Below are 24,501 nucleotides of genomic sequence, written 5' to 3'. Positions count from 1 at the left end.
CTCACGCTCCCTTGCGCTCCGCGAGCTTCGGCGCGATCGACTCGACCGGGGCCTCTTCCGCCTTGGCGCCACCGACGCCGAGCTTGGCGAGGATCTTGCCCTCGATCTCAGCAGCCGTCTCGGGGTTCTGGATCAGGAAGGAACGCGAGTTCTCCTTGCCCTGCCCGAGCTGGTCGCCGTCGTAGGTGTACCAGGCACCCGACTTCTTGACGATGCCGTGGTCGACACCGAAGTCGAGCAGCGACCCTTCGCGCGAGATGCCGACGCCGTACAGGATGTCGAACTCGGCCTGCTTGAAGGGCGGCGCCATCTTGTTCTTGACGACCTTGACACGCGTGCGGTTGCCCACCGCGTCGGTGCCGCTCTTCAGCGTCTCGATGCGACGGATGTCGAGGCGGACGGACGCGTAGAACTTCAGTGCCTTACCGCCCGAGGTGGTCTCCGGGGAACCGAAGAACACACCGATCTTCTCGCGCAGCTGGTTGATGAAGATCATCGTGGTCTGCGTCTGGTTCAGCCCACCGGCGAGCTTGCGCAGCGCCTGGGACATGAGGCGGGCCTGCAGACCGACGTGGGAGTCACCCATCTCGCCCTCGATCTCGGCGCGCGGCACCAGTGCTGCGACCGAGTCGATCACGATGAGGTCGATCGAGCCCGAGCGGACGAGCATGTCCGCGATCTCGAGCGCCTGCTCGGCGGTGTCCGGCTGCGACACGAGCAGGGCGTCGATGTCGACACCGAGCTTCTTGGCGTACTCCGGGTCGAGCGCGTGCTCGGCGTCGATGAAGGCCGCGATGCCACCGGCACGCTGGGCGTTGGCGATGGCGTGGATGGTGAGGGTCGTCTTACCCGAGGACTCCGGGCCGTAGATCTCGACGATGCGGCCGCGGGGCAGTCCCCCGATGCCGAGCGCGACGTCGAGCGCCACCGACCCGGTCTGGATGACGTTGACGGGTGCGCGTTCGTCCGAACCGAGGCGCATGATCGCACCCTTGCCGAACTGCCTGTCGATCTGTGCGAGTGCGGTCTCGAGGGCCTTTTCGCGGTCTGCCGGTGATGGCATGGGGTGCTCCTTCGTGCTCGTGTTCGGCCGCCTGTAGGCTGTCGCGTCCACGCCGGCCGGTGGTGCAAGGCCGATGGTTCTGCGACAAGGCTTCGGGCTGTTCCCGATGTCCATCAACCTATGGCTGGCCACCGACATCACTGCCGACGGTCACGCATCTGTGGATGGAACACCCGGGCGACGCCGCTGTGGAGGAACGTACCACCGATCGAACACCCGTTCGAGCAACACGCCGAACACAGTTTCGGGCGGTGGCGGTGGCGCGACGGAGCGCTGCCGTCTCAGTTCTGCGGCTCGGCCAAGCCCTTGCCGTGCCGCCGGTCGAGCGGGACGTCCTGTGAGTCGCAGAGGGCGTCCCACACCCGGCGGGCATCGATGCCGGCGGCGAGGGCGTCCACCGCCGAGCGGCCACCGAGGTCCTCGAGCACGACGTCACGGCTGACCACGGACCCGTAGGCCTCGCCGAACACCTGGTCGACGGCACGCCAGAACTCACTCACCCGCATCCGCCAAGCCTAAAGCGTCCCCGGACGCACAGCGCCCCGTCCACGGCGCCGCGAACGCAGAACGCCCCCGCCGGGAGGTTCCGGCGGGGGCGTTCAGTGCGAGGCGCTCAGCGCACCGCGAGGTCGTTGTCGAACTCGGCGACGAGGTCGTCCGGGAGCGTGTCGGGGACGGGAGTGAGTCCCTCGACGATCGCGAGGCGGTCGCCCACCTCGCGCATGATCGTGGAGATGGGGGTGTCCAGCGCGTCCGCGACGGACGCGAGGATCTCCGAGCTGGCCTCTTTCTGACCACGCTCGACCTCACTGAGGTACCCGAGAGCCACACTGGCCTTGGACGCGACCTGACGGAGGGTCCGGCCCTTCTGCAAGCGGAAGTCCCGAAGCACATCGCCGATTTCCTGACGAACGAGAACCATGAGAACTCCTCCTCTCTGTCGTCTCCGCGCCCGCCCGATCCGGAGGATCGAGTTCGGGTTCAGCAACAGTAGCGTTGCCGGTTCGAGCATGCTAACCAGGCTGGCTGCCGTCCTGCTGGAGATTGCGTGAGATGTAACCCAGTGGAAACGAGACCTATTCCCGGCCCCGGACCACGGACGACATCCGTGTCAGGAGTTCGGAGACGGTGGCCGTCCGGATTGCCTGGCGGGCCCCGTCGAGGTGCAGTTCCCAGGCGGTGGCGCCGTCCGCCGATGCGATCCCGATGAAGACGGTACCGACCGGCTTGCCGTCCTGCGGGTCCGGCCCGGCCACGCCGGTCGTGCTGATCCCCCACGTCGCCGGCTCACCGTCGACGGACAGCGCGGTGCGGACACCGACCGCCATCTGCCGCGCGACCTCGGGATCGACGGCCCCGTTGGCCGCCAGCAACGCCGACGACACCCCGAGCACGGTGTGCTTGACGGGCGTCGCGTAGGCCACGACTCCCCCGCGCACCACGGCGCTCGCCCCCGGAACACCGACGAGCGTCGACACCACCAACCCGCCGGTGAGCGACTCCGCCACGGCGACGGTCGCACCGCGACGCGTCAGGTCGGCGACCAGGTCCTGCGCGATCGCGTCGACCGTGTCGACAGGGCCGGGAGGCACGGCGCCGGTCGCGTCGTCGGCCCGCGTCACGCGGTGGTCCGGTTGTGCTTCCATGCCTGGTACAGGTAGTCGATGCCGCTGAGCACGGTCGCCAGGAAGGCGGCGCTCATCAGCACCACGTTGACCCAGTGCGCCCAGTCACCGACGAGCTCCCACCACGGGAAGAGTGCCGACGTCAGGGCGACGGCCTGCAGCACGGTCTTGATCTTGCCGCCGCGACTGGCCGGGATCACCCGGTCCGACAGCACTGCGAAGCGGAACACCGTGATGCCGATCTCGCGCACCATGATGAGCACGGTCACGTACCAGGGCAGCTCGGCCAGGATCGACAGGGCGACGAGCGCGCCGCCGATCAGGACCTTGTCGGCGATCGGGTCGACGAGCTTGCCGAAGTCGGTCACCAGGTTCTGCCGCCGGGCGATGATGCCGTCGGCGCTGTCGGTCACGATCGCGACGACGAACACGACGGCCGCCCAGATGCGCAGCGGGCCGTCGTCGCCGGCGTCGGCGAGGAGCAGCACGAAGAACAGCGGCGCCATGAGGATGCGCACCACGGTGATGATGTTCGCGACGTTCGCCGTCGATGCGGGGCCGGGACCCTTGCGGAGCAGTCGCCCGCGCCAGGGGAACTTCGCGCCGTGTGTCGTGTCCGTGCCGTCCGAGGCGGTCATCGCCTTCACTCCCTGCCCGTCAGTCCCCACGCGTCCTCATCGGGCTCGTCGTGCACTTCATCGTACCCGCGGGTCATGTCGCCCACGGGGTCGGCGCCGTAGCGGTCGCCGTCGTCACTCGGGCCGGGCACGGGGCCACGGGCGCCGGAGCAGCCGGTGGTTCCTCGCCGCGGAGCTTCGCGAGCACCGCGGGCAGCTGGTCAGTGGTGACGAGCACGTCGCGGGCCTTCGAGCCCTCGGACGGCCCGACGATGTCGCGGGACTCCATCAGGTCCATCAGGCGACCGGCCTTGGCGAAGCCGACCCGGAGCTTGCGCTGCAGCATCGAGGTCGAGCCGAACTGCGTCGAGACGACCTGTTCGACCGCCGCGAGCAGCAGTTCGAGGTCGTCGCCGATGTCGGCGTCGATCTCCTTGCGCTCGACCACGGCCTGGACGTCCTGCCGGTACTCGGGCTGGGCCTGGCGCGTGACGTGCTGGACTACCTCGGCGACCTCGCCCTCCTGCACCCACGCTCCCTGCACGCGCAGGGACTTCGACGACCCCATCGGCAGGAACAGCGCGTCGCCCTGACCGATGAGCTTGTCCGCGCCGGGCTGGTCGAGGATGACGCGGGAGTCCGTGACGCTCGTCACCGCGAAGGCGATGCGGGACGGCACGTTCGCCTTGATCAGGCCGGTGATGACGTCCACCGACGGGCGCTGCGTCGCGAGCACCAGGTGGATGCCGGCGGCACGGGCCAGCTGGGTGATGCGGACGATCGACTCCTCGACGTCGCGCGGAGCGACGAGCATGAGGTCCGCGAGCTCGTCGACGACGACGAGCAGGTACGGGTACGGCTTGAGCTTCCGCTCGCTGCCCGCCGGCAGGACGATCTCGTTGTTCTCGATCGCCTTGTTGAAGTCGTCGACGTGGCGGAACCCGAACGACGCCAGGTCGTCGTACCGCATGTCCATCTCCTTCACGACCCACTGCAGCGCTTCGGCAGCCTTCTTCGGGTTCGTGATGATGGGCGTGATGAGGTGCGGGACACCGGCGTAGATCGAGAGCTCGACGCGCTTCGGGTCGACGAGGACCATGCGGACCTCGGACGGCTTCGCGCGCATGAGCAGCGACGTGATCATCGAGTTGATGAAGACCGACTTGCCGGAACCGGTCGAACCGGCGACGAGCAGGTGCGGCATCTTCGCCAGGTTCGCGACGACGAAGCCGCCCTCGACGTCCTTGCCGACGCCGATCGTCATCGGGTGCTTCGACTTCCGCGCCGCGTTCGACCGCAGCACGTCGCCGAGGGACACGATCTCGCGGTCGGAGTTCGGGATCTCGACGCCGATGGCGCTCTTGCCCGGGATCGGCGAGAGGATCCGGACCTCGTTGGACGCCACCGCGTAGGACAGGTTCTTCGACAGTGCCGTGACGCGCTCGACCTTGACGCCCGGGCCGAGCTCGATCTCGTAGCGGGTGACCGTCGGGCCGCGGGAGAACCCGGTGACCTTCGCGTCGACCTTGAACTCCGTCAGTACGCCGGTGATGGCGGCGACGATGTCGTCGTTCGCCTGGCTGCGGGCGACCGAGGGGTGCCGGAACTCAGGGTGGTGGCGGCCGGCAGGCGGTACGGCTTCGAGGGGTCGTCGTCGGTCGCCGCAGCGGAGAGTTCCTCGGGCTCGTCGACGACGGGGTCCTCGACGAGCGGGGCCGCGACCACCTCGGGCACCGCGGGGCGGATCGCCGCGGTCGGCTCCGGACGCGCGGGGACATCGGTGCCGAAGTCCCGCAGGGCCTGCTCGGCGACCTGCAGGTCCTGTTCGACGGAGTCGTTGAGGTTGACCGAGGCGGGTTCGGCCGGTGTCAGGTCCACGAGACCGGCAGCAGCGCCCGCGTTGGGGTTGACCACCGGGCCAGCGGGTGCAGCCGCCGCGGCGGGCGGGGCCGTCGGCGCGACACCGGTGGCCGGGGGCAGGACGGGACTGTCGTACGCCGGGTCCTCTTCGCGCCCGGACTTGTTCCGCCGCCACCACGGCACGTCGCCGCCGGCGTCACCGTCGGCAGCAGCCTGCTCCTCGCCGAAGCCGAGGTCGTCGAACAGCTGGAAGTCGGTGTCGCCCTTCTTGCCGCGCTTGGCCGTCTTGGAGCGCGCAGCGGGCGCCGCGGCTGCAGCCTCGACCTCGGGCTCGGCGGCCGGGGCAGGGGCTCCGAACAGGTACGCGTACAGCTCGTGCAGCCGACGGCCGACCTTGTTCGGCGGCGTCTTGGTGATGATGAAGAGGGAGAGCACGAGCAGCACGATCGCCACCGGGACCGCGACCCAGGCGGTCGCGATCGTGACGAGCCAGCCGATCACGACCCAGCCGAGCACACCGCCGGCCGCGGCCAGGGCGGGCATGCCGTCTGCTGCGCTCGGCTGCCCGCCGAAGACGTGGCAGAGCGAGGCGATCGCGACGAGCAGGATCCCGAGGCCGATGCCGATCCGGGTGTTGTCGTGCACCGAGGCCGGGTGCCGGAACAGCCATCCGGCGAAGACGATCATGATCACCGGCAGGGCGAACGCCAACCGGCCGAACAGCCCGCCGAACGTGTACGCGTCGAGTGCGACCGACACGCCGTTCGTCGGGTTGAGCCACTCGACGACCGCACCGGCGATGGCCAGCACGAACAGCAGGAACGGGAACCCGTCACGCCGCTGGTCCTTCTCGAGGGACTCCTTGCCGAGCAGTCGGAACACCGCGCCGACGCCGTGCGCCATCGCGAGCCAGAACGTCACGAGCCGGTTCTGCTCGCGGAACACCGGGGTCGGTGCCGCCTGCGGCAGCTTCTTCGTCGTGGCCTGGGTGCGCGACGAACCGCGCGTCCCGTTCCCACGGGACGACGTGGACGCGCGCGAGCGCGTGGTCGACTTGGTGCCTCCGGCCATGGGCAGAACCCTAATCCCCACTCAGGACAAACCAAGGAGGCCCGCCGCAGCATCCGTGACGGACGCTGGACGGGCCTCCCGGTCGACCGCGATGAACGCGACTGACGCGACTGACGCGCTACGCCTCGATGACCACCGGGACGATCATCGGACGACGACGGTGCTTGGTGTTGACCCAGCGGCCGACCGTGCGGCGGACGACCTGCGCGAACGCGTGCGAGTCGCGCGTGCCGTTGGCGGCCGCCTCGGCGATCGCCTTGGCGATCTGCGGACGGACGTCGTCGAACACGGAGTCGTCCTCGGCGAAGCCGCGCGACTGGATCTCCGGGCCGATGACGCACTGGCCGGTGGTGAAGTCCACCGCGGCGAAGACCGAGATGAAGCCCTCTTCGGACAGCACGCGGCGGTCCTTGAGGTCGGCGTCGGTGATCTCGCCCACGGTCGAGCCGTCGACGTACACGTAGCCGATGTCGAGCTGCCCGGCGACCGTCGCGACGCCGTCCTTCAGGTCGACGACGATGCCGTCCTGCCCGAGGATCACGTTGCGCGGCGGCACACCCGTCTGGATAGCCAGGTCGGCGTTCGCGTACAGGTGGCGGTGCTCGCCGTGCACGGGCAGGACGTTGCGCGGACGCAGGATGTTGTAGCAGTAGAGCAGTTCGCCGGCCGACGCGTGTCCGGAGACGTGCACCTTGGCGTTGCCCTTGTGCACGACCTTCGCGCCGAGCTTCGTCAGCCCGTCGATGACGCGGTACACGGCGTTCTCGTTGCCCGGGATCAGCGACGAGGCGAGGATGACGGTGTCGCCCTCGCCGATCTCGATCTGGTGCTCGAGGTTCGCCATGCGCGCGAGCACGGCCATCGGCTCGCCCTGCGACCCCGTCGACATGTAGACGATCTGGTCGTCGGGGACGTTCTTCGCCTTCTTGGTGTCGATGAGGACGTTCTCGGGCACGCGGAGGTAGCCGAGGTCGGCGGCGATGGTCATGTTGCGGATCATCGAGCGCCCCATGAACGCGACCTTGCGGTTCGCGGCCGCGGCGGCGTCGAGGACCTGCTGCACACGGTGCACGTGCGACGAGAAGCTCGCCACGACGACCTTCTTGCGGGCGCGCGTGATGATGTTCTCGAGCACCGGGCCGATGTCGCGCTCGGGCGCGGTGAAGCCCGGCACGTCGGCGTTGGTCGAGTCCGGCAGGAACAGGTCCACGCCGGCCTCGCCCAGGCGCGCGAACGCGCGGAGGTCGGTGATGCGGTCGTCCAGCGGGAGCTGGTCCATCTTGAAGTCGCCCGTGTGCAGGACACGACCGGCGGGGGTCGTGATCGAGACGGCGAGGGCGTCCGGGATGGAGTGGTTCACGGCCACGAACTCGAGGTGGAACGGGCCGAGCTGCTCGGTCTGGTCCTCGGCCACGACGAGCGTGTACGGCTTGATCCGGTGTTCCTTGAGCTTGGCCTCGACGAGCGCGAGGGTCAGCGTGGAGCCGATCAGCGGGATGTCGTCGCGGAGCTTCCAGCAGGTACGGGACGGCACCGATGTGGTCCTCGTGGCCGTGCGTGAGCACGACACCGAGGACGTCGTCGAGACGGTCACGGATCGGCGCGAAGTCCGGCAGGATCAGGTCGACCCCGGGCTGGTGCTCCTCGGGGAAGAGCACGCCGGCGTCGACGATGAGCAGCTTGCCCTCGTACTCGTAGACGGTCATGTTGCGACCGATCTCGCCGAGTCCCCCGATGGGGATGACGCGGAGGGTGCCGGGTTCGAGCGGCTGCGGTGTGGAGACTTGTGTGGGCATTCGGTCCTACGGATTCAGGCGACGCGCGAGGAGCGCGCCGCGGTGTTCGCTAGCGGGTGGTGCCTGGCACCTTTGGCAGAGCGCCGCCGGCCGCAGCGTTGCGGTCGGGGCGGAAGTTCGAGAAGTCGGCGCCGGGCACGTCGCGCACGGCTTCGAGCGAGGTCTCGATGGCGTACGCCTCGGAGTCCTCGGGGCCGACGAGCGGCAGACGGACGCGCGGGCTGCCGATGCGGCCGAGCCCGTGCAGGATGTACTTCGCCGCGACGGTGCCGGGCACGTGGGTCATCACGGCGCGGACGAGCGGCTCGACGCGCTTGTGCTCAGCGGTGGCGGTCGCCAGGTCGCCGCGGTTCACGGCGTCGATGATGGTGCGGTACGGCGTGCTCGTGATGTTCGCGGTGACGCCGATCAGGCCCGTCGCGCCGATCGACAGGTGCGGGAGCACGTTGGTGTCGTCGCCGGAGAAGTACATGAGGTCGGTGTTGTTGAGCACGCGGGACACCTCGGCGAAGTCGCCCTTGGCGTCCTTCACGGCGAGGATGTTCGGGTGGTGCGACGCCCGCACGATCGTCTCGTACGTGATCGGGATGCCGGTGCGCCCCGGGATGTCGTACAGGATCACCGGCAGGTCGGTGGCGTCGGCGATCATCCGGAAGTGGGTGAGCACGCCCGACTGGGTCGGCTTGTTGTAGTACGGCGTGACGATCATCACGCCGTCCGCGCCGGCCTTCTCGCTCTGCTTGTACAGGTGGATCGCGTGCGCGGTCTCGTTCGACCCGCCACCCGTGATGATCTTCGCGCGGCCCGCGGCGACGGACTTGCCGACCTCGACCAGACGGAGCTTCTCGGGGTCGGTCAGCGTGCTGGTCTCGCCCGTGGTGCCGGTGACGACGATGCCGTCGGCGCCGGCGGTGATGCAGTCGTCGATGTGCTGCTCGACGCCGGGCCAGTCGACCTCTCCGTCGGCCGTGAACGGGGTCACGAGGGCGACGAGGACCTGACCGAAGGGATTCTCACGCGGGGACACGGGCACCAGCGTACCGGGGATGCGCGCGATGGCCGCCGTCCGGGTGGACGGTCGCCTGCCTGCGGCGCGGACGGGAGGCCCGGATCACGTCCGTCCCGCCGCTCACTCCCGGGTCCCGGCCCGCGTCGCGCCCCGCCACGGCCGTCGCGCCCCGACTCACCGGGGCGCGACGCCCGCGAGCGGGCGCGAGCACAGGCGCGACGCCCGCGAGCACGGGGCACCGCGAGCCGCTGTCGTTCAGGACGCGCTGCGGCGCCACTCGAGGAAGCGGTAGCGGGTCCCCGTGCGGGACACCTGCCACGGGCCCTCGTCGGTGAGCGTCCAGCCGGCCGCCGCGCCGAGCGTCGGTGCGACGGTGTCGCCGGGCACGTCGACGTCGATGACGGTCTCGGACACCCGGTCGGCACGGTCCAGCGCCGCGGCGTAGACCTGGCCGCCGCCGATGACCCAGACGGGGCGCTCGGCACCGTCGGCACCGTCGAGCGCGGTCGCGAGGTCGTGCACCACCTCGGCCCCGTCGGCGCTCCAGGACGCGTCACGGGTGAGCACCACGTTGCGCCGACCGGGCAACGGGCGGAAGCGCTCGGGCAGGGACTCCCAGGTGCGACGGCCCATGAGCACCGTGCCGTCGCCGGTGACCTGCTTGAAGTGCGCGAGGTCCTCAGGCACGTGCCAGGGCATGCCGCCGTCGGCCCCGATGACCCCTTCGGCCGACCGGGCCCAGACCATGCCGATCATCAGACGGCGACCGCGGCCTTGATCGCCGGGTGGTGGTGGTAGCCGACGACGGTGAAGTCCTCGTACTCGTAGTCGTCGATCGAGTCGCGCGGCGCGAGCTCGAGCGTCGGCAGGGCGTACGCCGTGCGGGACAGCTGCTCCTCGACCTGCTCGACGTGGTTGTCGTAGACGTGGCAGTCGCCACCGGTCCAGACGAAGTCGCCGACCTCGAGTCCGGTCTGCGCGGCGATCATGTGGGTCAGCAGGGCGTACGACGCGATGTTGAACGGGACACCGAGGAACATGTCGGCGCTGCGCTGGTAGAGCTGGCACGAGAGCTTGCCGTCGTTGACGTAGAACTGGAAGAACGCGTGACACGGGGCGAGCGCCATGTCCGGGATGTCGGCGACGTTCCACGCCGAGACGATGAGCCGGCGGCTGTCGGGGTTCGTGCGGATCTGGTCGATGACCTGGGCGATCTGGTCGACGTGCTCGCCGGACGGGGTCGGCCACGAGCGCCACTGCACGCCGTAGACGGGGCCGAGGTCGCCGTCCTCGTCCGCCCACTCGTTCCAGATCCGGACACCGTGCTCCTGCAGCCAGGTGGCGTTGCCGTCGCCGCGCAGGAACCAGAGCAGCTCGTACGCGATCGACTTGAAGTGCACGCGCTTCGTGGACACGAGCGGGAAGCCCTTCGACAGGTCGTAGCGGAGCTGCGCGCCGAACAGGCTGCGGGTCCCGGTGCCGGTGCGGTCACCCTTCGGCGTGCCCTCGGTGAGGACCCGGCGGAGCAGGTCCTCGTACGGGGTCGGCACGGTGGGGTCGGGCTGCACGGTCTCGCTGTCGCTCACACACAGAAGCCTACGTCGGTCGGCAGAAGCCGACGTCGGTCGGCGAAAGCCTCCGGCAGCATGAGTAGCGTTGGCGGCATGGCAGACACGGCGGCAGAGCCCCTCTCGATCCTGATCGCCGGCGCGTCCGGTTTCATCGGCACCCCGCTCGTCCGCGCGTTGCGCGAGGCGGGCCACCACGTGACCACGCTCGTCCGACGCGAGCCGCACACGGCCACCGAGTTCCGATGGGCCCCGGGTCGCCGGCCGCTCGACCCGGCCATCGTCGACGGTGCCGACGTGGTGATCAACCTGGCGGGGGCGAACATCGGCAAGCTGCCCTGGACCGCGAAGTACCGCGAGGAGATCCGGCGCTCCCGCGTCGACGCGACCGACACCCTGGTCGAGGCCATGCGGCACGCCAGCACTCCCCGGCGCTGTTCCTGTCCGGATCGGCTTCCGGCGTGTACGGCGATCGCCCGGCGGACGTCCTGCAGGACGACGCGGCGCCCGGCACCGGGTTCCTCGCCGAGGTCTGCACCGCGTGGGAATCCGCGGCGAACGCTGCCCCGGACGGCGTCCGTGTGGTGACCCTGCGCACGGGCATCGTGATCGGCGAGGGCGGCGGCGCGCTCGCACCCTCATCCCGCTCACCCGGGCGGGGCTCGGCGGCCGCCTCGGCACCGGCGGGCAGCACTGGCCGTGGATCGCGCTCGAGGACGAGGTCGGTGCGATCGTGCACCTGGCGACGAGCCCGTCGGCGTCCGGCGTCAGCGGGCCGGTGAACCTCGCCGGTCCGGAAGCCGTCGTCGCCGACCGCATCACGAAGCGCGTCGCCGAGGACCTGCACCGGCCGTACCTGTTCCGGATCCCGGAGTTCGCACTGCGCCTGGCGCTCCAGGACGCCGCCGACGAGATGCTGCTGTCGAGTCAGCGGATGGTGCCGACGAAGCTGCTCGAGTCCGGCTACGCCTTCCGGTACACGCGTGCAGTGGACGCGGTCGACGCGGTCCTCTGACCAGGTCTCAGGCGCTCGACCGCGACAGGGCCGTCCGCATAGCAGCACGCGCACGCTTGCGGTCCCCCGCTGCGTCGTAGACGACCCCGAGCCGGTACCAGGCACGCCAGTCCGCCGGGTCCTGCTCGACGGCGGCCTTGTACTGCGGGAAGAGCTCGTCGGCGGCCTCGCGCGTCGGACGGCCGGACGGACGCACAGGCACGACGTCCTCCGGTGCACCACCCTCGGCCTCGAGCCGGGAGCCGAGCCGGGTGATCCGGATGCCGAAGCGGAACTCGAGCACGAGCAGCAGCGCCCCGATCGCCGCGACGACGAACAGGGCGACGCCGATGCCGATCCCGATCGGGATGCCGGTGGCGATGAACGCCACGGCCCGCTGCCCGACGAGCACGATGTAGAGCGCCAACAGCAGGGTCATCAGCGCTGCGCCCCAGAACGGCGACCGGATCGCGCGGCCGGCCCGCGCTGCACGTCCCACCGGGTCAGCCGATGCCGAGGACGCTGCCGAGCCCCACGGTGAGCCCGCGGGCGGATCCGAGGGCGGACAGCGCTGCACGGATCCCGGCGACGTAGGCGACGTCGTCGTTGGTGTCGTGCCGGATCGTCAGGGTCTCGCCGGGGCCGCTGAGCAGGACGTCCTGCACGGCCTTCACCCCGGGCAGCCGGAGCGAGTGGATCGGCACGCTCGCCACCTGCTGGCCGCGGGCGCGCTGGTCGACGTGCGGGGCCTCGACCGGGCCGACGTCGCGACGGGCCTCGGCGATGAGCTCGGCGGTGCGGACCGCGGTGCCGGACGGCGAGTCGATCTTGCCGGCGTGGTGCGTCTCGACGATCTCGACGGAGGGGAACCACGGCGCCGCGATGGTGGCCAGGTGGGTGCCGAGCACCGACCCGATCGAGAAGTTCGGGACCACGAGGACACCCTGGTCGGGACGCTCCTGCAGAGCGGTGCGGAGCTTCGCGAGACGGTCGGCGGACCATCCGGACGTGCCGACGAGGACGTTCGCTCCGCTCGACAGCGCGTTCTCGACGATCGCGGGGCTGAGCGCCGGCACCGTCACGTCCACGACGAGCGCGGCACCGCCGAACACCGACGGCGGTGCTTCGTGGGCACCGTCCTTCGACGACAGGCGGGCGACGAGCTCGAACTCCGGGAGTTCCTCGACGACGGAGGCCACGAGGCCCCCGAGACGACCGGTGGCGCCGACGACGGCGACGGGAGTGACCATGCGGTCCATCCTAGGATCGACGCATGTCAGTCGAGGTCAGGACCGTGCCGGCCGATCTGCCCGAGGTCGACGTCCTGCTCGACGCGTACCTCGACGAGCGCGAGGCGACGTTCCCCAGTGCGCAGGGCGCGTACTCACGCAAGCGCACCCCGGCGGCCGAGTTCACGCCGCCGAACGGGGTCTTCGCGGTGGCGTACGACGGCGGGGTCGCGGTCGGCTGCGGCGGCCTGCGGCGGATCCCCGACGACGGCGACGACGTCCGGTTCGAGGTCAAGCACGTCTTCGTCACCCCGGCGGGCCGGGGAAGGGCGTGGCGACGGCGCTGATGGACGCGCTCGAACGGGAAGGCGCCGCGCTGGGCGCGACGGCCATCGTGCTGGACACGAACGACTCGCTCGTCGCCGCAGGCGCGATGTACCGCAGCCGGGGCTACGAGCGCGTCGCGCCGTTCAACGACAACCCGAACGCGACCGCCTGGTTCCGCAAGCGCACGGCCCGCAAGCCGATCGTCTGAGCCGTGACGGGCCTCCCGGTCGACGCGGACCACCCGGCCAGCCCGCGACGCTAGACGGGCTGGTCGACCGGCAGCCCGGTGCGGAGCTCCACCGGCAGGTGGGCCAGGTCGTTCAGGGCGACCACCTCGGCTGGCTTCGCGGAGCGGATCCGGATGATCGTGAGGGCGGTGTGCGCGACGTTCGTGCCCATCCAGCGCCACTCGGGTGCCTGGAACGCCTCGCGCACGAACCAGCCGATCACGGCGTTGTGGGTGATGAGCAGGTCGTGCCGGTCCTCGCGCGCCGGGGTGAACCACTCGGAGACGGCGTCGCCCATCTGCGCCTGGCCGGCGATGATCTCCTCTTCCGTGACGCCGCCGTACCAGCCCTGGTAGGCGTGCGGCATGTCCGGGGTCGGGCCGGAGGGGACGCAGTCGAACAGCAGCGTCGACGGTTCGGGCTGGATCGACGGCAGGCGCTGCGCGAGGAACGCGGCGGTCTCGCTCGGGGCCTCCAACGGGGAGTGGTACACGCCGTCGAACGGCAGCCCGCCGAGCCGGTCGGCGACGAGCATCGCCTGGCGCTTGCCGCGCTCCGAGAGCTTGCCGTCGCGGAGGCCGTGCTCGGCGTCCTGGTGTTCGCCGTGCCGGACGAGGTACAGGTAGTGCGACATGTCCGTGCTCAGCTGCCCATCCGGATCGCTGCGGCGAGTTCGTCCTGCTGCACCGCCCCGACCACCGACGTGATCGTCGGGCGGGTCAGGAGGTCGCGGGCGAGTTCGAGCACGCCGTCGGTGGTGACCCGGTCGACACGCTCCAGTGCGGTCGCCAGGTCGGTGTACTCCCCGGTGCCGAGCTCGGACCGGCCGAGGCGGGTCATCCGGGCGTCGGAGTCCTCGAGCGAGAGCGTCAGGGCGCCTTCGATCTGGCCCTTCGCGCGGCGGAGCTCGTCGTCGGTGATGCCGTCGTCCACCATGCGGCGGAACTCGGCGTCGATGATCTCGATGACCCCGGGGACGTTGTCGGGCGCACAGCCCGCGTAGACGCCGAAGGCGCCGTTGTCGAGGTAGGCGGGCGCGAAGGACGACACCGCGTAGGCGAGGCCGCGTCGCTCGCGGACCTCTTGGAACAGCCGGGAGCTCATGCCCCCGCCGAGCACGGCGTTCAGGACGCTGAGGGACGGCCGGCGGTCGTCGCGCAGGTCGAGTCCCTGCGAGCCGCGCAGCATGCTGACCTGCTCCGTCGGACGGTGGACCACCGACAGCTTGGGCTCGATGGGGTCGGCGACGGTCTGCGGCGTCCGGCGCGCGAGCGGCTCGGCGTGCGGGGCGTCGTGGAACACGGCGGCGACCGCGTCGCAGAACCGGTCGTGGTCGACGGCACCGGCGGCGGTCACGACGATGCCGTTCGGTGCGTAGTGCTCGCGGTAGTGGGCCAGGACCTCGTCCCGTTGGACCGCGCGGATGCTGTCCGGGGTCCCGCCGATCGGGCGACCGAGCGGGTGACCGCCGAAGGCCGCGGCGAAGAACGCTTCACCCGCGACGTCGGCCGGGTCGTCGGCGGCCATCGCGAGTTCTTCGAGGATGACGCCGCGCTCGACGGCGAACGCCTCGGGGTCGAGCACCGAGCCGGTCACCATGTCCCCGATGACCTGCACGGCCATCGGGACGTCGGCGTCCCGCACCCGTGCGTAGTAGCAGGTGTACTCCTTGGCCGTCGCGGCGTTGTGCTCGCCGCCGACCGAGTCGAACGCGATCGCGATGTCGAGCGCCGACCGGGTCTCGGTGCCCTTGAACAGCAGGTGCTCGAGGAAGTGGGTCGATCCGAACTGGCCGTCGCGTTCGTCGCGCGAACCGACGCCGACCCAGAACCCGATGCTGGTCGAAGCGGCACCGGGCACGGCTTCGGTCAGCACACGGACACCCGACGGCAGCACGGTGCGGCGGACGAAGGCTCCTCCGGACGTCAGGAAGGACGCGTCCGGGGCCCCGAGCGGCAGTGGCACTGGCTGGTTCATCGCAGACGAGCCTACTGATGCTCCGGAGCCCACCGCCCAGTTTCCACAGGCCCGCGGACTGTCACTCGAAGAGGGGTACAGAAATTGCGGACAGACCGACTCGTCTGTCTGTCCTCCTTGTGGTACAGTCGTTCACACCGGATCGAAAGCCCCCTAAGTTCCGATCCGGTGGCTCGGGACATCAGTCCTCGCGGCCACGAGTCCCCCCACTCGTCCGCGGAGCCGATGAACCAAGGAGCCACGCTGTGACGGTCGATTCCCCCAACCGGCCGTCCAGCGTCTCCTCGGTCCGAGCACGAACCTCGCGTCGCCGGACGGGTCGAGCGTCCCCCCGACTCCCCGCTCCGGCGGCGCGAAGGTCCGCATCCTCGAGACGGCCACCCGTCTCTTCTACGAAGAGGGCATCCACAGCGTCGGCGTCGACCGCCTCATCTCCGAGGCGAGCGTCACGAAGGCGACGTTCTACAAGCACTACGGGTCGAAGGACAACCTGATCCTCGCCTACATCCGCACGCAGCACGAGCGCGTGCAGGAACGCATGGAACAGCTCGTCACCGACGCCGGCTCCCCCGCCGCAGCGGTCCGCGCGTGGGTCGCCGCCCTGGCGGACGAGGTCAACGACCCCGACTTCCGTGGGTGCGCGTTCCTCAACGCCGCCGCCGAGTACCACGACCCCCGCGACCCCGTGCGCGAGGTGGTCGCCACCCACCGCGACTGGTACACCGACCGGCTCGCCACCCTGCTGCAGGAGTCCGGCCACCAGCTGCCCGGCGACGGCGCCGACGAGCTCATGCTCGCGCGCGACGGTGCGATGGCCGGTGCCTACGCCGGCGACGCCATCGCGGCGACGGCCGCGCTCGGTCGCGTCGTCGACCGCGTCCTCGCCGCCTGACGCTCGGCTGCCGCCGACGCACGGGAGCCGCCGACGCGGAACGACATCACCGCTGTCGTACGACGTCGGCCTTGTCGCTCCACCGCGGCCGCACCAGTTGCAGGCGCGCACGAACGACAGCCTCGACGTCGTACGACGTCGACCTCGTCGCGTCAGCCGTCGGCGCCAGCCCGGCGCGACCACCTGCGGGACGGGAGGCCCGCGCCGGCCTGGCACCGTGCCTCCCGTCCGCACCCGCGCACCCCGAGCACCCCGAGCACCCCGAGCACCGAGCGCAGACCGAGGCTGCGGGTGTTGGCTGGGGACATGGCCAACGACCCCAACTGGAACCTCCCCGAGGTCCCCTCGTTCACCCTGACCAGCCCCGACTTCACCGACGGCGGCGCCCTGCCGACCTCGGCGCGCGGCACCGACGCGGGCGGTGAGGACCGCTCCCCGCACTCGAGTGGTCCGGCGCTCCCGAGGGCACGAAGAGCTTCGTCCTCACCGTGTACGACCCCGACGCCCCGACCGGCTCTGGCTTCTGGCACTGGAGCCTGACCGACATCCCGGGCGCGGCGACCTCGCTGCCCGCCGGCGCCGGCACCGACGACGCCCTGCTGCCGGCCGAGGCACTCCGTCGACGCAACGAGTTCGGCACCGACACGTTCCTCGGCGCCGCTCCGCCCGCCGGCCACGGCGTGCACCGTTACTTCTTCACGCTGAGCGCCCTCGACGTGCCGCTGCTCGAGGCGCCGGCCGACGCGACCCCGCGGTCGTCGGATTCGTGCTGCGCGAGCACCTGCTCGGCCGCGCGCAGCTCGTCGGCACGCAGGAGACCGCCGCCGCGTAGACCGCCCCCGCAACGACGAACGGCCGCCGCCCCGGAAGGGACGACGGCCGTTCGTGTACCAGGGGTGGATCAGACGGTGGCGTCCGTCGACTCCTCGCGGGCACCGCTGGAGTCGGTGTCCGACTCCTCGGCGACGACCGGCGCGAGCGACAGCTTGCCGCGGTCGTCCACCTTGGTGACCTCGACCAGGACCTTCTGGCCGACGCCCAGGACGTCCTCGACGTTCTCCACACGCTTGCCACCGGCGAGCTTGCGCACCTCGGAGACGTGGAGCAGACCGTCACGGCCCGGGAGCAGCGACACGAAGGCGCCGAACGTGGCGATCTTCACGACGGTGCCGAGGAACTGGTCCCCGATCTCCGGGTTGGTCGGGTTCGCGATCGCGTTGACCGACGCACGGGCGGCCTCGGCCGACGGTCCGTCGACGGCACCGATGTAGACGGTGCCGTTGTCCTCGATCGAGATGTCGGCACCGGTCTCGTCCTGGATGCCGTTGATCGTCTTGCCCTTCGGGCCGATCAGCTCGCCGATCTTGTCGACGGGGATCTGCACCGAGATGACGCGAGGAGCGGTGTCCGCCATCTCGTCGGGGGCGTCGATCGCCTCGTTCAGCACACCGAGGATGGCCGAGCGGGCCTCCTTGGCCTGCTTCAGCGCCGCGTCGAGCACCGTCGACGGGATGCCGTCGAGCTTGGTGTCGAGCTGGATCGCGGTGACGAACTCCGAGGTACCGGCGACCTTGAAGTCCATGTCGCCGAGGGCGTCTTCCGCACCGAGGATGTCGGTCAGCGCCGCGTAGCGGGTCTGGCCGTCGACGGTGTCGGACACCAGGCCCATCGCGATGCCCGCGACCGGGGCCTTGAGGGGCACACCGGCGTTGAGCAGCGAGAGGGTCGAGGCGCAGACGGACCCCATCGAGGTCGAGCCGTTGGAGCTGAGCGCCTCGGAGACCTGACGGATGGCGTACGGGAACTCCTCACGCGTCGGCAGCACCGGCACGAGGGCGCGCTCGGCGAGGAAGCCGTGCCCGATCTCGCGACGCTTCGGCGAACCCACACGGCCGGTCTCACCGGTCGAGTAGGGCGGGAAGTTGTAGTGGTGCAGGTAGCGCTTCTTCGTGACGGGCGACAGCGAGTCGATCTGCTGCTCCATCTTGAGCATGTTCAGCGTGGTGACGCCGAGGATCTGCGTCTCGCCGCGCTGGAAGATCGCCGAACCGTGGACGCGCGGGATCACGGCGACCTCGGCGTCCAGCGGACGGATGTCGGCGAGGCCGCGACCGTCCATGCGGACCTGCTCGGTCAGGATGCGGCCGCGGACGACCTTCTTCGTGACCGACTTGTACGCGGCACTGACCTGCGAGTTGGCGACCTCGGGCAGTTCGCCCGCCGACACCTTCGACGCGATGGCCTCCTTGACGCGCGACTTGAGTGCGTCGTCGGCGTCCTGGCGCTCGGTCTTGGCGGCGATCTTGTAGACGTCGCCGAGCTCGGAGAGCGCGAGGGCTTCGACGGCCGAGTAGACCTCGGGCGCGTACGGCGGGAAGACCGGGTAGTCCTGGATCTCCTTGGCGGACTGCGCGGCGAGCTTCGCCTGGGCGTCGACGAGGGACTTGAGGAACGGCTTGGCCGCCTCGAGACCCTGCGCGACGACGGCCTCGTCGGGCTTGGTGGCGCCGCCCTGGATGAGCTCCCAGCTGTGCTCGGTGGCCTCGGCCTCGACCATCATGATGGCGACGTCCTCGTTGCCCGCCTCGTCGGTGACGACACGGCCGGCGACCGTGAGGTCGAAGACGGCGTCGGCGAGCTGCGATGCCTTCGGGAACGCGACCCACTGGTCACCGATGAGCGCGAGGCGCACACCGGCGATCGGGCCGGAGAACGGCAGACCGGAGATCTGCGTCGACGCGGACGCAGCGTTGATGGCCAGCGCGTCGTAGAACTCGTCCGGAGCGATGCTCAGGACGGTGATGACGATCTGGACCTCGTTGCGCAGGCCGTCGACGAACGACGGGCGCAGCGGCCGGTCGATGAGTCGGCAGACCAGGATGGCCTCGGTCGACGGGCGGCCTTCGCGGCGGAAGAACGAGCCGGGGATCTTGCCGGCGGCGTAGGAGCGCTCCTCGACGTCGACGGTCAGCGGGAAGAAGTCGAAGCCTTCACGCGGGTGCTTGCCGGCGCTGGTGGCCGAGAGGAGCATCGTTTCCTCGTCGAGGTACGCGGCGACCGCGCCCTGCGCCTGCTGTGCGAGCCGACCGGTCTCGAACCGGACGGTGCGCTTGCCGTACTTGCCGTTGTCGATGACGGCTTCGGCGAACTTGATCTCGGGACCCTCCAAAAGGGTGCCTCCTTGATGTGTGTTCGGCAGGCCGTGGCGACGGCACTCGATGGTGCGTGCGCGCCGATCGTTCCGGACGCATGTCTGGCCAGCAGTAGAAGCACTCGGGAAACCGTTCCGGCCCGCGAGCCACCACCGATGACCAGCTCCGTGCCCGGCCTGCGCAGTGTTGTGTCGAACATCCGGGGAAACGGTCCTCGGACACGATGGACTTTACCAGTCCACAGGGAATCGGCGGCGCGGCTCGCTGACGGCCGGGCGAGCCTCGGTAGCCTGCTGCCATGCGTCTCACCCCCTCGCGGGGCGTGCTCGTCGCGGCCGCCGTGGTCGTCGGCGCGCTCGTCGCCCCGGTCCTCACCGCTGTCCCGGCGTCCGCGACGGCGTACCCGACCTGGCAGGACGTGCAGCGGGCCAAGGGGAACGAGACCGCCAAGCGCGCCGAGGTCGCCAAGGTGCAGGCCGCGCTGCAGTCGGCGCAGGACGAAGCAGCGGCGAAGTCACAGGCCGCGCTGACGGCCTCGTCGAAGGCGGACGCGGCCGAGGCGGAGCTGGCGGAGGCCACCCAGGCCGCCACGAGCCTCCAGGCCCAGGCACAGCACGCGACGGAGACGGCGGACCGGGCCCAGCAGCGCGCCGGCCAACTGGCGGCGAACCTGTACCGCGACGGCAGCACGAACCAGATGACCACACGGATCGCGACCGCGGGGAACCCCGACCAGCTGCTCTACCAGCTGGGCGCGCTCGACCAGCTGTCGTCCACCTGGTCCGGCGTGATGGACGAGGCGTCCGTCGCGGCCGGCACGGCGTCGTCACTGCACGAACAGGCCGAACGCGCCGAGACCGAACGCGCGACGCGTGCGCAGGCGGCCGAGGAACGGTCCGCGGCGGCGAAGTCCGCCGAGTCCGTGGCGAACGCCGCGGTCGAGTCGACCGAGCAGCACAGCGACGAGCTGTACGCGCAGCTGGCGTCGCTCCGGGACACCACCGCGAAGCAGGCCGCCGGGTACGAGCTCGGGCAGAAGGTCGCGGCGCAGAAGGCCGAACAGCAGCGCAAGCGCGCGGCGGCCGCCGCGGCCCAGGCGGCAGCAGCCTCGGCGAGCGTCGACACCGGCAGCGGCGGCAGCAGCAGCAGCGCCAGCGGCGGCTCGGGCACCAGTTACCCGAGCACCGGCGGGGTCGTCGTGGACCCCGCGGCCGCGCAGGCCTACGCCAGGAGCGCCCTGGGGTCGTACGGCTGGGGCGACGACCAGTTCTCCTGCCTGGTGTCGCTCTGGACGCAGGAGTCCGGCTGGCGGGCGAACGCGCTGAACGCCTCGAGCGGGGCCTACGGCATCCCGCAGTCGCTGCCCGCCGACAAGATGTCGGCGGCCGGGGCGGACTGGCGGACGAACGCGAACACCCAGATCAACTGGGGACTCGCCTACATCAAGAGCGCGTACGGGTCGCCGTGCGGTGCGTGGGGCCACGAGATGAGCGTCAACCCGCACTGGTACTGAGCAGCACTGCTCACCGCGTCCCTGCTCGCCGCGCACCCGCTCACCGCGCCACCAGCCGCAACGCCTGCAGCGGACACATGGTCACGGCGTCCGCAGCGGCGGCGCGTTCGTCCGGCCGCACCGGGACGTCGCGGGTGCCGCCGCCGTCCCGCGCGATCGGGTAGCCCCACTCGTCGCGCGCCAGCCGCTCGGCGAAGAGTTCGGTGCACAGGCCGCGTCCCCGACAGCGGGTCCAGTCGACGTGCAGGGCGACGGAGCCGCCGGCGGTGGCGCCGCCCGGTGCGCCGCTCACTTTCGTCCCCCGACCAGGCACGCGCCGCGCAGGTGCGCCTGCACGTCGTCGTGGAACACGTCGAGGGCGCTCCGCACCATCCGCGCGACGCCGTCCGGGTGGTGGCAGGCGCCGCGTCCGTCGACCAGGGCAGCGACCCGTCGGACCTCGCCGGCCAGGTCGCCCGCCCGACGCCCGGAGGCCAGGTCGGCGACCACGTCGGCGATCCGCGGCAACCCGTTCACGCACGGCCCGCAGCGGCCGGCGGACGCCCCGGCGAGCGCCGCGGCGAGGCCTGCGGTGACCCCGACCGGGCAGGTCCGGTCGTCGAGCACGGCCACCACGCCCGCCCCGGGCGCCGCACCCCACGGTGCGAGCCCGTCGACGTCGAAGGGCGCGTCGAGCGCCGCGGCCGGCACCCAGGTGCCGCCCCACCCGCCGAGCAGGACGGCTCGCGTCCGTCGCGGGTCGGCCGCCGGCAGCCGGGAGGCCCCCAGCAGCTGCCCGAGCGGCGCACCCCCGGCGGTCTCCAGCACCACGGCACCACCCGGGTCGGTCACGTCGCTGACCGTCACGAGACGGGTACCGGGGGCACTCGCGCTGCCGACGCTCCGCGCCCAGGCCGCCCCGTACCGTGCGACGAGGGCCGCCTGAGCGAGGGTCTCGACGTTCGACACGAGGGTCGGGCGACCACTCGGGCCACGGTCGGCGAGCCGCACGACACGGTCCTCCGGAAGGCCTCGTCCTCCGACGACGGCCGAGGCGAGCGCCGTGGCCTGCCCGGCGACGAAGCTGGTGTGCGGCAGGGCCCGGACCTCGATGGCGACCGGGTCGGTGCCGGTGCCGCGCCGGCCGTCGGTGCCGGTGCCGCGCCGGCCGTCGGTGCGTTCGGCCAGTGCCTGCCGGGCCCGGTCGGCGAGCCGCGCGCTCGTGGCGACCACGGCCTCGGTCGCACCGATCGCCTGCGCCGCGACGACGATGCCGTCGAGCACCAGGTGCGGTGCCCGTTCGAGCAGGACGGCGTCCTTGCGGCTGGCGGGCTCCCCCTCGGCACCGTTCGCGATGACGATCGGGGCGCCACGTCCGCCGCGACGGGTGCGGGCCGCCACGGCGTCGAGCTTGCGGGCGAGCGGGAACCCTGCGCCGCCGCGGCCGTCGACGCCGGCGAGACCGATCTCGTCGATGACCCCGGGTCCCACGTGCGGCAGGGGTCCGTGCGTGCGGAGGTGGGCGTCGAGTCCGGGGCCGGGGGCGGCGAGGAGTCGCTGCGCGCCGGTCGGTGGTGACACGGTGAGCGGGTGGGTCAGGGTCATCGGAGGGCCTCCGTCGGCTGCGGCTCGATCGGGCGCGGGCGTCCCGTCGGTGGGGAACGGAACTCGGTGACGCGTGCGGAGCAGCGCCAGGCCACGGCGCCGAGGACGGCGGCGGCGCAGACCCCGGCGACCACCAGGAACCAGGCGGAGGTGCCGTCGGTCCCGGTGCCGATCGCGTGCGCCATCGCGATCGGCCACATGGCGTAGGCGGCCCAGTGCACGGCGCGGAACACCCGCGGACCGATCACCCGGCGGAGCATCGCCGTGACGACGAGCACCACGAGCAGGTCCACCGCCAGGGTGCCGAGCCCGAGCCAGAACCAGCGGTACGCACCGACGAACGGCACGACGGCGTCCAGCAGGCGGAGTTCGGCCTCGGTGTCGAGCAACAGCGTCACCACGTGCACGGCCACGAACACGGTGGACGCCAGGGCGACGTCCCGGTGCACGAGCTGCACGCCGAACCGCGGCAGGCCGGGGAGCGGTCGTCCGCCGCGGGTCACGATGCCGAGCAGGACCGTCAGGGTCAGGAGCACGACGGCGGCGACACCCGTCCCGCGGCCGATCACCCAGAGCGCGGTGTCCATCAGGCGGCGTCCGCCCCGTCGACGGTGACGGTGACGGCACCGTCGGCAGCCTGGTCCTCCGGCCAGCCGCCGAGCCGCAGCACCGAACCGTCGGCGGCGACGAGTCGGGCCGCACGGCCGCTCTGCCGGAGCCACTCCACGGCGCCGTGTGCCCGGACGACCGCGGCGGTGGTCATCGTGTTGGCGGTGGTGCACGAGGGGGCGACGACCGTCACCGACCGCCACACCGGTTCGGCGGGCAGGCCCCACCGCGGATCGAGGATGTGGTGCCGCGCGGTCCCGTCCTGCTCCCAGCGGCGCTTCTGCGTGCTCGAGGTCGCGACGGACCACCCGGAGGCGATGCGGACGTGGTCGACGGGATCGTCCGCCAGGTCCCGCACGCGCACCTGCCAGCCGCCGGATGGGTCCGGGCCGGCCGTGGCGACGTCCCCGCCGAGCGAGACGAGGGCACCGACGCCGAGCCGCGCGGTGATGCTCGCGGCCGCCATGTCGGCGGCGGCGGCCTTCGCCGTGGCGCCGAGGTCGAGCGTGACACCCTCGGGGACCCGCAGGAACGTGCCGGACAGCAGGATCCGCTGCCACGCCGGGCGGTCGTCGAGCGATCGGGCCACGGCGTCGGGTGACGCAACCGGTGGTGCGTCGGCGAACGCGGCGTCGTACCCGAGGGAGACCATGTGCCGTCCGAGCGTCGGGTCGACGTCCCCGTCGGACAGCCGTGCGGCGTCGACGGCCTGGTGCACGAGCGTCGCCAGCAGGGGCGAGACCTCGGTGCCGCGCACCAGGTCCTCGGCGCGGGCCACGAGTTCGGAGTCGGCGCGGAACCGGCTGCACGCGGCGTCGACGGCGGCCGTGACGTCGCGGACGCAGGACTCGGCGGCGGCGAGGTGGCGGCGGTCGCGGCGGTCGAGGACGACCCGGGCGGTGGTGGTCCAGAGGTCCCACTCGGCGGTGGCGCGCACGGTCACGACCCCGTCGTCGTCGTGTCGGACGACCCACCGGTGGTGCCCTGCGAGACGCCGGTGTCGCTGCTGCTCGAGCCGCTGTCGGTCGACGTGTCGTTCGACGACGAGGAGGAGGAGGACGAGGACCCGGAGTCGGTGGTGGCGTCGCCCGACGTCCCGGTACCCGAACCGGAGTCCGTCGTCGTGCTCGTGCTCGTGGACGTGTCGGTCGTCGTCGTGCTGGCCTGCTCGTGCCCGAACCACAGCCCGGCACCCGTGACCGTCGCGACCGCGAGTCCGCCCAGGCTCACGAGCGCACTCGTCACCCGTGCGGATCGCTTGCCGTTGCCTCTGGTGTCCATCGGTCCTCCTCGTCGTCAGGACGAGGTTCCCGAGCCCACCGATGAGTGAGCCGCCAGCCGGCCGCACTCCGACCCCACGAACCCTGTGGTCCGCCTAAGAGCGCGTC

The 24,501-nt window shown here is 71.4% G+C and carries 22 protein-coding genes and 5 pseudogenes; 7 read left to right on the top strand and 20 right to left on the bottom strand.

Annotated elements, in window-relative coordinates; genetic code table 11:
• Window position 1: 1 nt before the first annotated feature.
• The 10 genes and pseudogenes from recA to JN350_RS09010 all read right to left on the bottom strand — a co-directional run bounded on the left by recA (window position 2) and on the right by JN350_RS09010 (window position 10,627).
• On the bottom strand, window positions 2–1,063 hold the full coding sequence (gene recA, locus JN350_RS09055; RefSeq protein WP_205464271.1) for a recombinase RecA: 1,062 nt from the start codon (window positions 1,061–1,063) through the stop codon (window positions 2–4).
• Window positions 1,064–1,344: 281 nt separating this feature from the next.
• Entirely contained in the window at window positions 1,345–1,569 is a 225-nt protein-coding gene (locus tag JN350_RS09050; RefSeq protein WP_111084594.1) for a DUF3046 domain-containing protein, read from the bottom strand.
• A 107-nt stretch (window positions 1,570–1,676) separates the two neighbouring features.
• The gene (locus JN350_RS09045) at window positions 1,677–1,985 is read right to left on the bottom strand and encodes a helix-turn-helix domain-containing protein (protein WP_027464765.1); all 309 of its coding nucleotides are present in this window, start codon (window positions 1,983–1,985) and stop codon (window positions 1,677–1,679) included.
• Window positions 1,986–2,139: 154 nt separating this feature from the next.
• Entirely contained in the window at window positions 2,140–2,685 is a 546-nt protein-coding gene (locus JN350_RS09040; RefSeq protein WP_240347660.1) for a CinA family protein, read from the bottom strand.
• The gene (gene pgsA, locus JN350_RS09035; protein ID WP_205464269.1) at window positions 2,682–3,326 is read right to left on the bottom strand and encodes a CDP-diacylglycerol--glycerol-3-phosphate 3-phosphatidyltransferase; all 645 of its coding nucleotides are present in this window, start codon (window positions 3,324–3,326) and stop codon (window positions 2,682–2,684) included. Before pgsA ends, JN350_RS09040 begins: the two co-directional genes overlap by 4 nt.
• A gap of 5 nt (window positions 3,327–3,331) precedes the next feature.
• A pseudogene (locus JN350_RS09030) lies at window positions 3,332–6,236 on the bottom strand (FtsK/SpoIIIE family DNA translocase).
• A 118-nt stretch (window positions 6,237–6,354) separates the two neighbouring features.
• Window positions 6,355–8,032, bottom strand: a pseudogene (locus JN350_RS09025) (ribonuclease J).
• Between the two features lie 49 nt (window positions 8,033–8,081).
• Window positions 8,082–9,059, bottom strand: a complete 978-nt coding sequence (gene dapA / locus JN350_RS09020) for a 4-hydroxy-tetrahydrodipicolinate synthase (RefSeq protein WP_111084638.1) — start codon at window positions 9,057–9,059, stop codon at window positions 8,082–8,084.
• Between the two features lie 237 nt (window positions 9,060–9,296).
• Complete coding sequence (locus JN350_RS09015) at window positions 9,297–9,797, bottom strand: dihydrofolate reductase (protein WP_205464268.1); 501 nt, start codon at window positions 9,795–9,797, stop codon at window positions 9,297–9,299.
• Window positions 9,797–10,627 carry a thymidylate synthase gene (locus JN350_RS09010; protein ID WP_111084589.1) on the bottom strand — a complete coding sequence of 277 codons (831 nt, stop codon included), beginning with the start codon at window positions 10,625–10,627 and terminating at the stop codon, window positions 9,797–9,799. The genes JN350_RS09015 and JN350_RS09010 overlap by 1 nt, the downstream gene beginning before the upstream one ends.
• Before the next feature lie 78 nt (window positions 10,628–10,705).
• Here JN350_RS09010 and JN350_RS20795 point away from each other — a divergent pair, with 78 nt between their 5' ends.
• Window positions 10,706–11,197, top strand: a complete 492-nt coding sequence (locus tag JN350_RS20795; RefSeq protein WP_461964299.1) for an NAD-dependent epimerase/dehydratase family protein — start codon at window positions 10,706–10,708, stop codon at window positions 11,195–11,197.
• The gene (locus JN350_RS20790) at window positions 11,151–11,624 is read left to right on the top strand and encodes a DUF1731 domain-containing protein (protein ID WP_461964297.1); all 474 of its coding nucleotides are present in this window, start codon (window positions 11,151–11,153) and stop codon (window positions 11,622–11,624) included. The genes JN350_RS20795 and JN350_RS20790 overlap by 47 nt, the downstream gene beginning before the upstream one ends.
• Window positions 11,625–11,631: 7 nt before the next feature.
• Here JN350_RS20790 and JN350_RS09000 read toward each other — a convergent pair whose 3' ends face one another.
• Both JN350_RS09000 and JN350_RS08995 read right to left on the bottom strand, forming a co-directional pair.
• Window positions 11,632–12,102, bottom strand: coding sequence for a tetratricopeptide repeat protein (locus JN350_RS09000; protein WP_374114422.1), 471 nt, complete (start codon window positions 12,100–12,102; stop codon window positions 11,632–11,634).
• 4 nt (window positions 12,103–12,106) lie between these two features.
• Complete coding sequence (locus JN350_RS08995) at window positions 12,107–12,853, bottom strand: 4-hydroxy-tetrahydrodipicolinate reductase (protein ID WP_228505012.1); 747 nt, start codon at window positions 12,851–12,853, stop codon at window positions 12,107–12,109.
• Between the two features lie 23 nt (window positions 12,854–12,876).
• Here JN350_RS08995 and JN350_RS20785 point away from each other — a divergent pair.
• A pseudogene (locus JN350_RS20785) lies at window positions 12,877–13,367 on the top strand (GNAT family N-acetyltransferase).
• Window positions 13,368–13,417: 50 nt separating this feature from the next.
• Here the strand turns inward: JN350_RS20785 and JN350_RS08980 are convergent.
• A complete protein-coding gene (locus tag JN350_RS08980; RefSeq protein ID WP_111084585.1) occupies window positions 13,418–14,020 on the bottom strand; it encodes a histidine phosphatase family protein in 603 nt (200 codons plus the stop codon).
• A gap of 8 nt (window positions 14,021–14,028) precedes the next feature.
• Window positions 14,029–15,363: a M16 family metallopeptidase gene (locus JN350_RS08975; protein ID WP_205464265.1), complete on the bottom strand. Its 1,335-nt coding sequence runs from the start codon at window positions 15,361–15,363 to the stop codon at window positions 14,029–14,031.
• A gap of 364 nt (window positions 15,364–15,727) precedes the next feature.
• On the opposite strand from JN350_RS08975, the pseudogene JN350_RS20140 reads away from it, so the two are divergent.
• The 3 genes and pseudogenes from JN350_RS20140 to JN350_RS08965 all read left to right on the top strand — a co-directional run.
• Window positions 15,728–15,853 (top strand): annotated as a pseudogene (locus JN350_RS20140) (TetR/AcrR family transcriptional regulator); the annotation flags it as partial.
• 36 nt (window positions 15,854–15,889) lie between these two features.
• Window positions 15,890–16,255 carry a TetR family transcriptional regulator C-terminal domain-containing protein gene (locus JN350_RS08970; protein WP_240347659.1) on the top strand — a complete coding sequence of 122 codons (366 nt, stop codon included), beginning with the start codon at window positions 15,890–15,892 and terminating at the stop codon, window positions 16,253–16,255.
• A gap of 306 nt (window positions 16,256–16,561) precedes the next feature.
• A pseudogene (locus JN350_RS08965) lies at window positions 16,562–17,087 on the top strand (YbhB/YbcL family Raf kinase inhibitor-like protein).
• Window positions 17,088–17,156: 69 nt separating this feature from the next.
• Here the strand turns inward: JN350_RS08965 and JN350_RS08960 are convergent.
• On the bottom strand, window positions 17,157–19,424 hold the full coding sequence (locus JN350_RS08960) for a polyribonucleotide nucleotidyltransferase (protein WP_205464264.1): 2,268 nt from the start codon (window positions 19,422–19,424) through the stop codon (window positions 17,157–17,159).
• Window positions 19,425–19,705: 281 nt separating this feature from the next.
• On the opposite strand from JN350_RS08960, the gene JN350_RS08955 reads away from it, so the two are divergent.
• Window positions 19,706–20,920, top strand: a complete 1,215-nt coding sequence (locus JN350_RS08955; protein WP_205464263.1) for a coiled-coil domain-containing protein — start codon at window positions 19,706–19,708, stop codon at window positions 20,918–20,920.
• Window positions 20,921–20,960: 40 nt separating this feature from the next.
• On the opposite strand, the gene JN350_RS08950 is transcribed toward JN350_RS08955, so the two are convergent.
• Genes JN350_RS08950 through JN350_RS08930 form a run of 5 tightly spaced genes read right to left on the bottom strand, consistent with a single transcriptional unit; the run spans window position 20,961 to window position 24,394 of the window.
• Window positions 20,961–21,212, bottom strand: a complete 252-nt coding sequence (locus JN350_RS08950; protein WP_240347658.1) for a ferredoxin — start codon at window positions 21,210–21,212, stop codon at window positions 20,961–20,963.
• On the bottom strand, window positions 21,209–22,504 hold the full coding sequence (locus tag JN350_RS08945) for an NADH-ubiquinone oxidoreductase-F iron-sulfur binding region domain-containing protein (RefSeq protein ID WP_205464262.1): 1,296 nt from the start codon (window positions 22,502–22,504) through the stop codon (window positions 21,209–21,211). Before JN350_RS08945 ends, JN350_RS08950 begins: the two co-directional genes overlap by 4 nt.
• Window positions 22,501–23,091 carry a ferric reductase-like transmembrane domain-containing protein gene (locus JN350_RS08940; protein ID WP_205464261.1) on the bottom strand — a complete coding sequence of 197 codons (591 nt, stop codon included), beginning with the start codon at window positions 23,089–23,091 and terminating at the stop codon, window positions 22,501–22,503. Before JN350_RS08940 ends, JN350_RS08945 begins: the two co-directional genes overlap by 4 nt.
• Window positions 23,091–24,056: an FAD:protein FMN transferase gene (locus JN350_RS08935; RefSeq protein ID WP_205464260.1), complete on the bottom strand. Its 966-nt coding sequence runs from the start codon at window positions 24,054–24,056 to the stop codon at window positions 23,091–23,093. Before JN350_RS08935 ends, JN350_RS08940 begins: the two co-directional genes overlap by 1 nt.
• The gene (locus tag JN350_RS08930; RefSeq protein WP_205464259.1) at window positions 24,053–24,394 is read right to left on the bottom strand and encodes a hypothetical protein; all 342 of its coding nucleotides are present in this window, start codon (window positions 24,392–24,394) and stop codon (window positions 24,053–24,055) included. Before JN350_RS08930 ends, JN350_RS08935 begins: the two co-directional genes overlap by 4 nt.
• Window positions 24,395–24,501: the final 107 nt, after the last annotated feature.

Source organism: Curtobacterium sp. 24E2, from assembly GCF_016925595.1.
GTDB lineage: Bacteria > Actinomycetota > Actinomycetes > Actinomycetales > Microbacteriaceae > Curtobacterium.
This window is presented reverse-complemented; position numbering and strand designations above follow the sequence as displayed.

Excerpts from the sequence above, each read along its gene's own strand:
- recA (WP_205464271.1), bottom strand. The coding sequence starts at position 1,063 with ATGCCATCACCGGCAGACCGCGAAAAGGCCCTCGAGACCGCACTCGCA.
- JN350_RS09015 (WP_205464268.1), bottom strand. The coding sequence starts at position 9,797 with ATGATCGGCATGGTCTGGGCCCGGTCGGCCGAAGGGGTCATCGGGGCC.
- JN350_RS08955 (WP_205464263.1), top strand. The coding sequence starts at position 19,706 with ATGCGTCTCACCCCCTCGCGGGGCGTGCTCGTCGCGGCCGCCGTGGTC.
- JN350_RS08940 (WP_205464261.1), bottom strand. The coding sequence starts at position 23,091 with ATGGACACCGCGCTCTGGGTGATCGGCCGCGGGACGGGTGTCGCCGCC.
- pgsA (WP_205464269.1), bottom strand. The coding sequence starts at position 3,326 with ATGACCGCCTCGGACGGCACGGACACGACACACGGCGCGAAGTTCCCC.
- JN350_RS20795 (WP_461964299.1), top strand. The coding sequence starts at position 10,706 with ATGGCAGACACGGCGGCAGAGCCCCTCTCGATCCTGATCGCCGGCGCG.
- JN350_RS09045 (WP_027464765.1), bottom strand. The coding sequence starts at position 1,985 with ATGGTTCTCGTTCGTCAGGAAATCGGCGATGTGCTTCGGGACTTCCGC.
- JN350_RS08945 (WP_205464262.1), bottom strand. The coding sequence starts at position 22,504 with ATGACCCTGACCCACCCGCTCACCGTGTCACCACCGACCGGCGCGCAG.
- JN350_RS09050 (WP_111084594.1), bottom strand. The coding sequence starts at position 1,569 with ATGCGGGTGAGTGAGTTCTGGCGTGCCGTCGACCAGGTGTTCGGCGAG.
- JN350_RS08975 (WP_205464265.1), bottom strand. The coding sequence starts at position 15,363 with ATGAACCAGCCAGTGCCACTGCCGCTCGGGGCCCCGGACGCGTCCTTC.
- JN350_RS08930 (WP_205464259.1), bottom strand. The coding sequence starts at position 24,394 with ATGGACACCAGAGGCAACGGCAAGCGATCCGCACGGGTGACGAGTGCG.
- JN350_RS08995 (WP_228505012.1), bottom strand. The coding sequence starts at position 12,853 with ATGGTCACTCCCGTCGCCGTCGTCGGCGCCACCGGTCGTCTCGGGGGC.
- JN350_RS08980 (WP_111084585.1), bottom strand. The coding sequence starts at position 14,020 with ATGTCGCACTACCTGTACCTCGTCCGGCACGGCGAACACCAGGACGCC.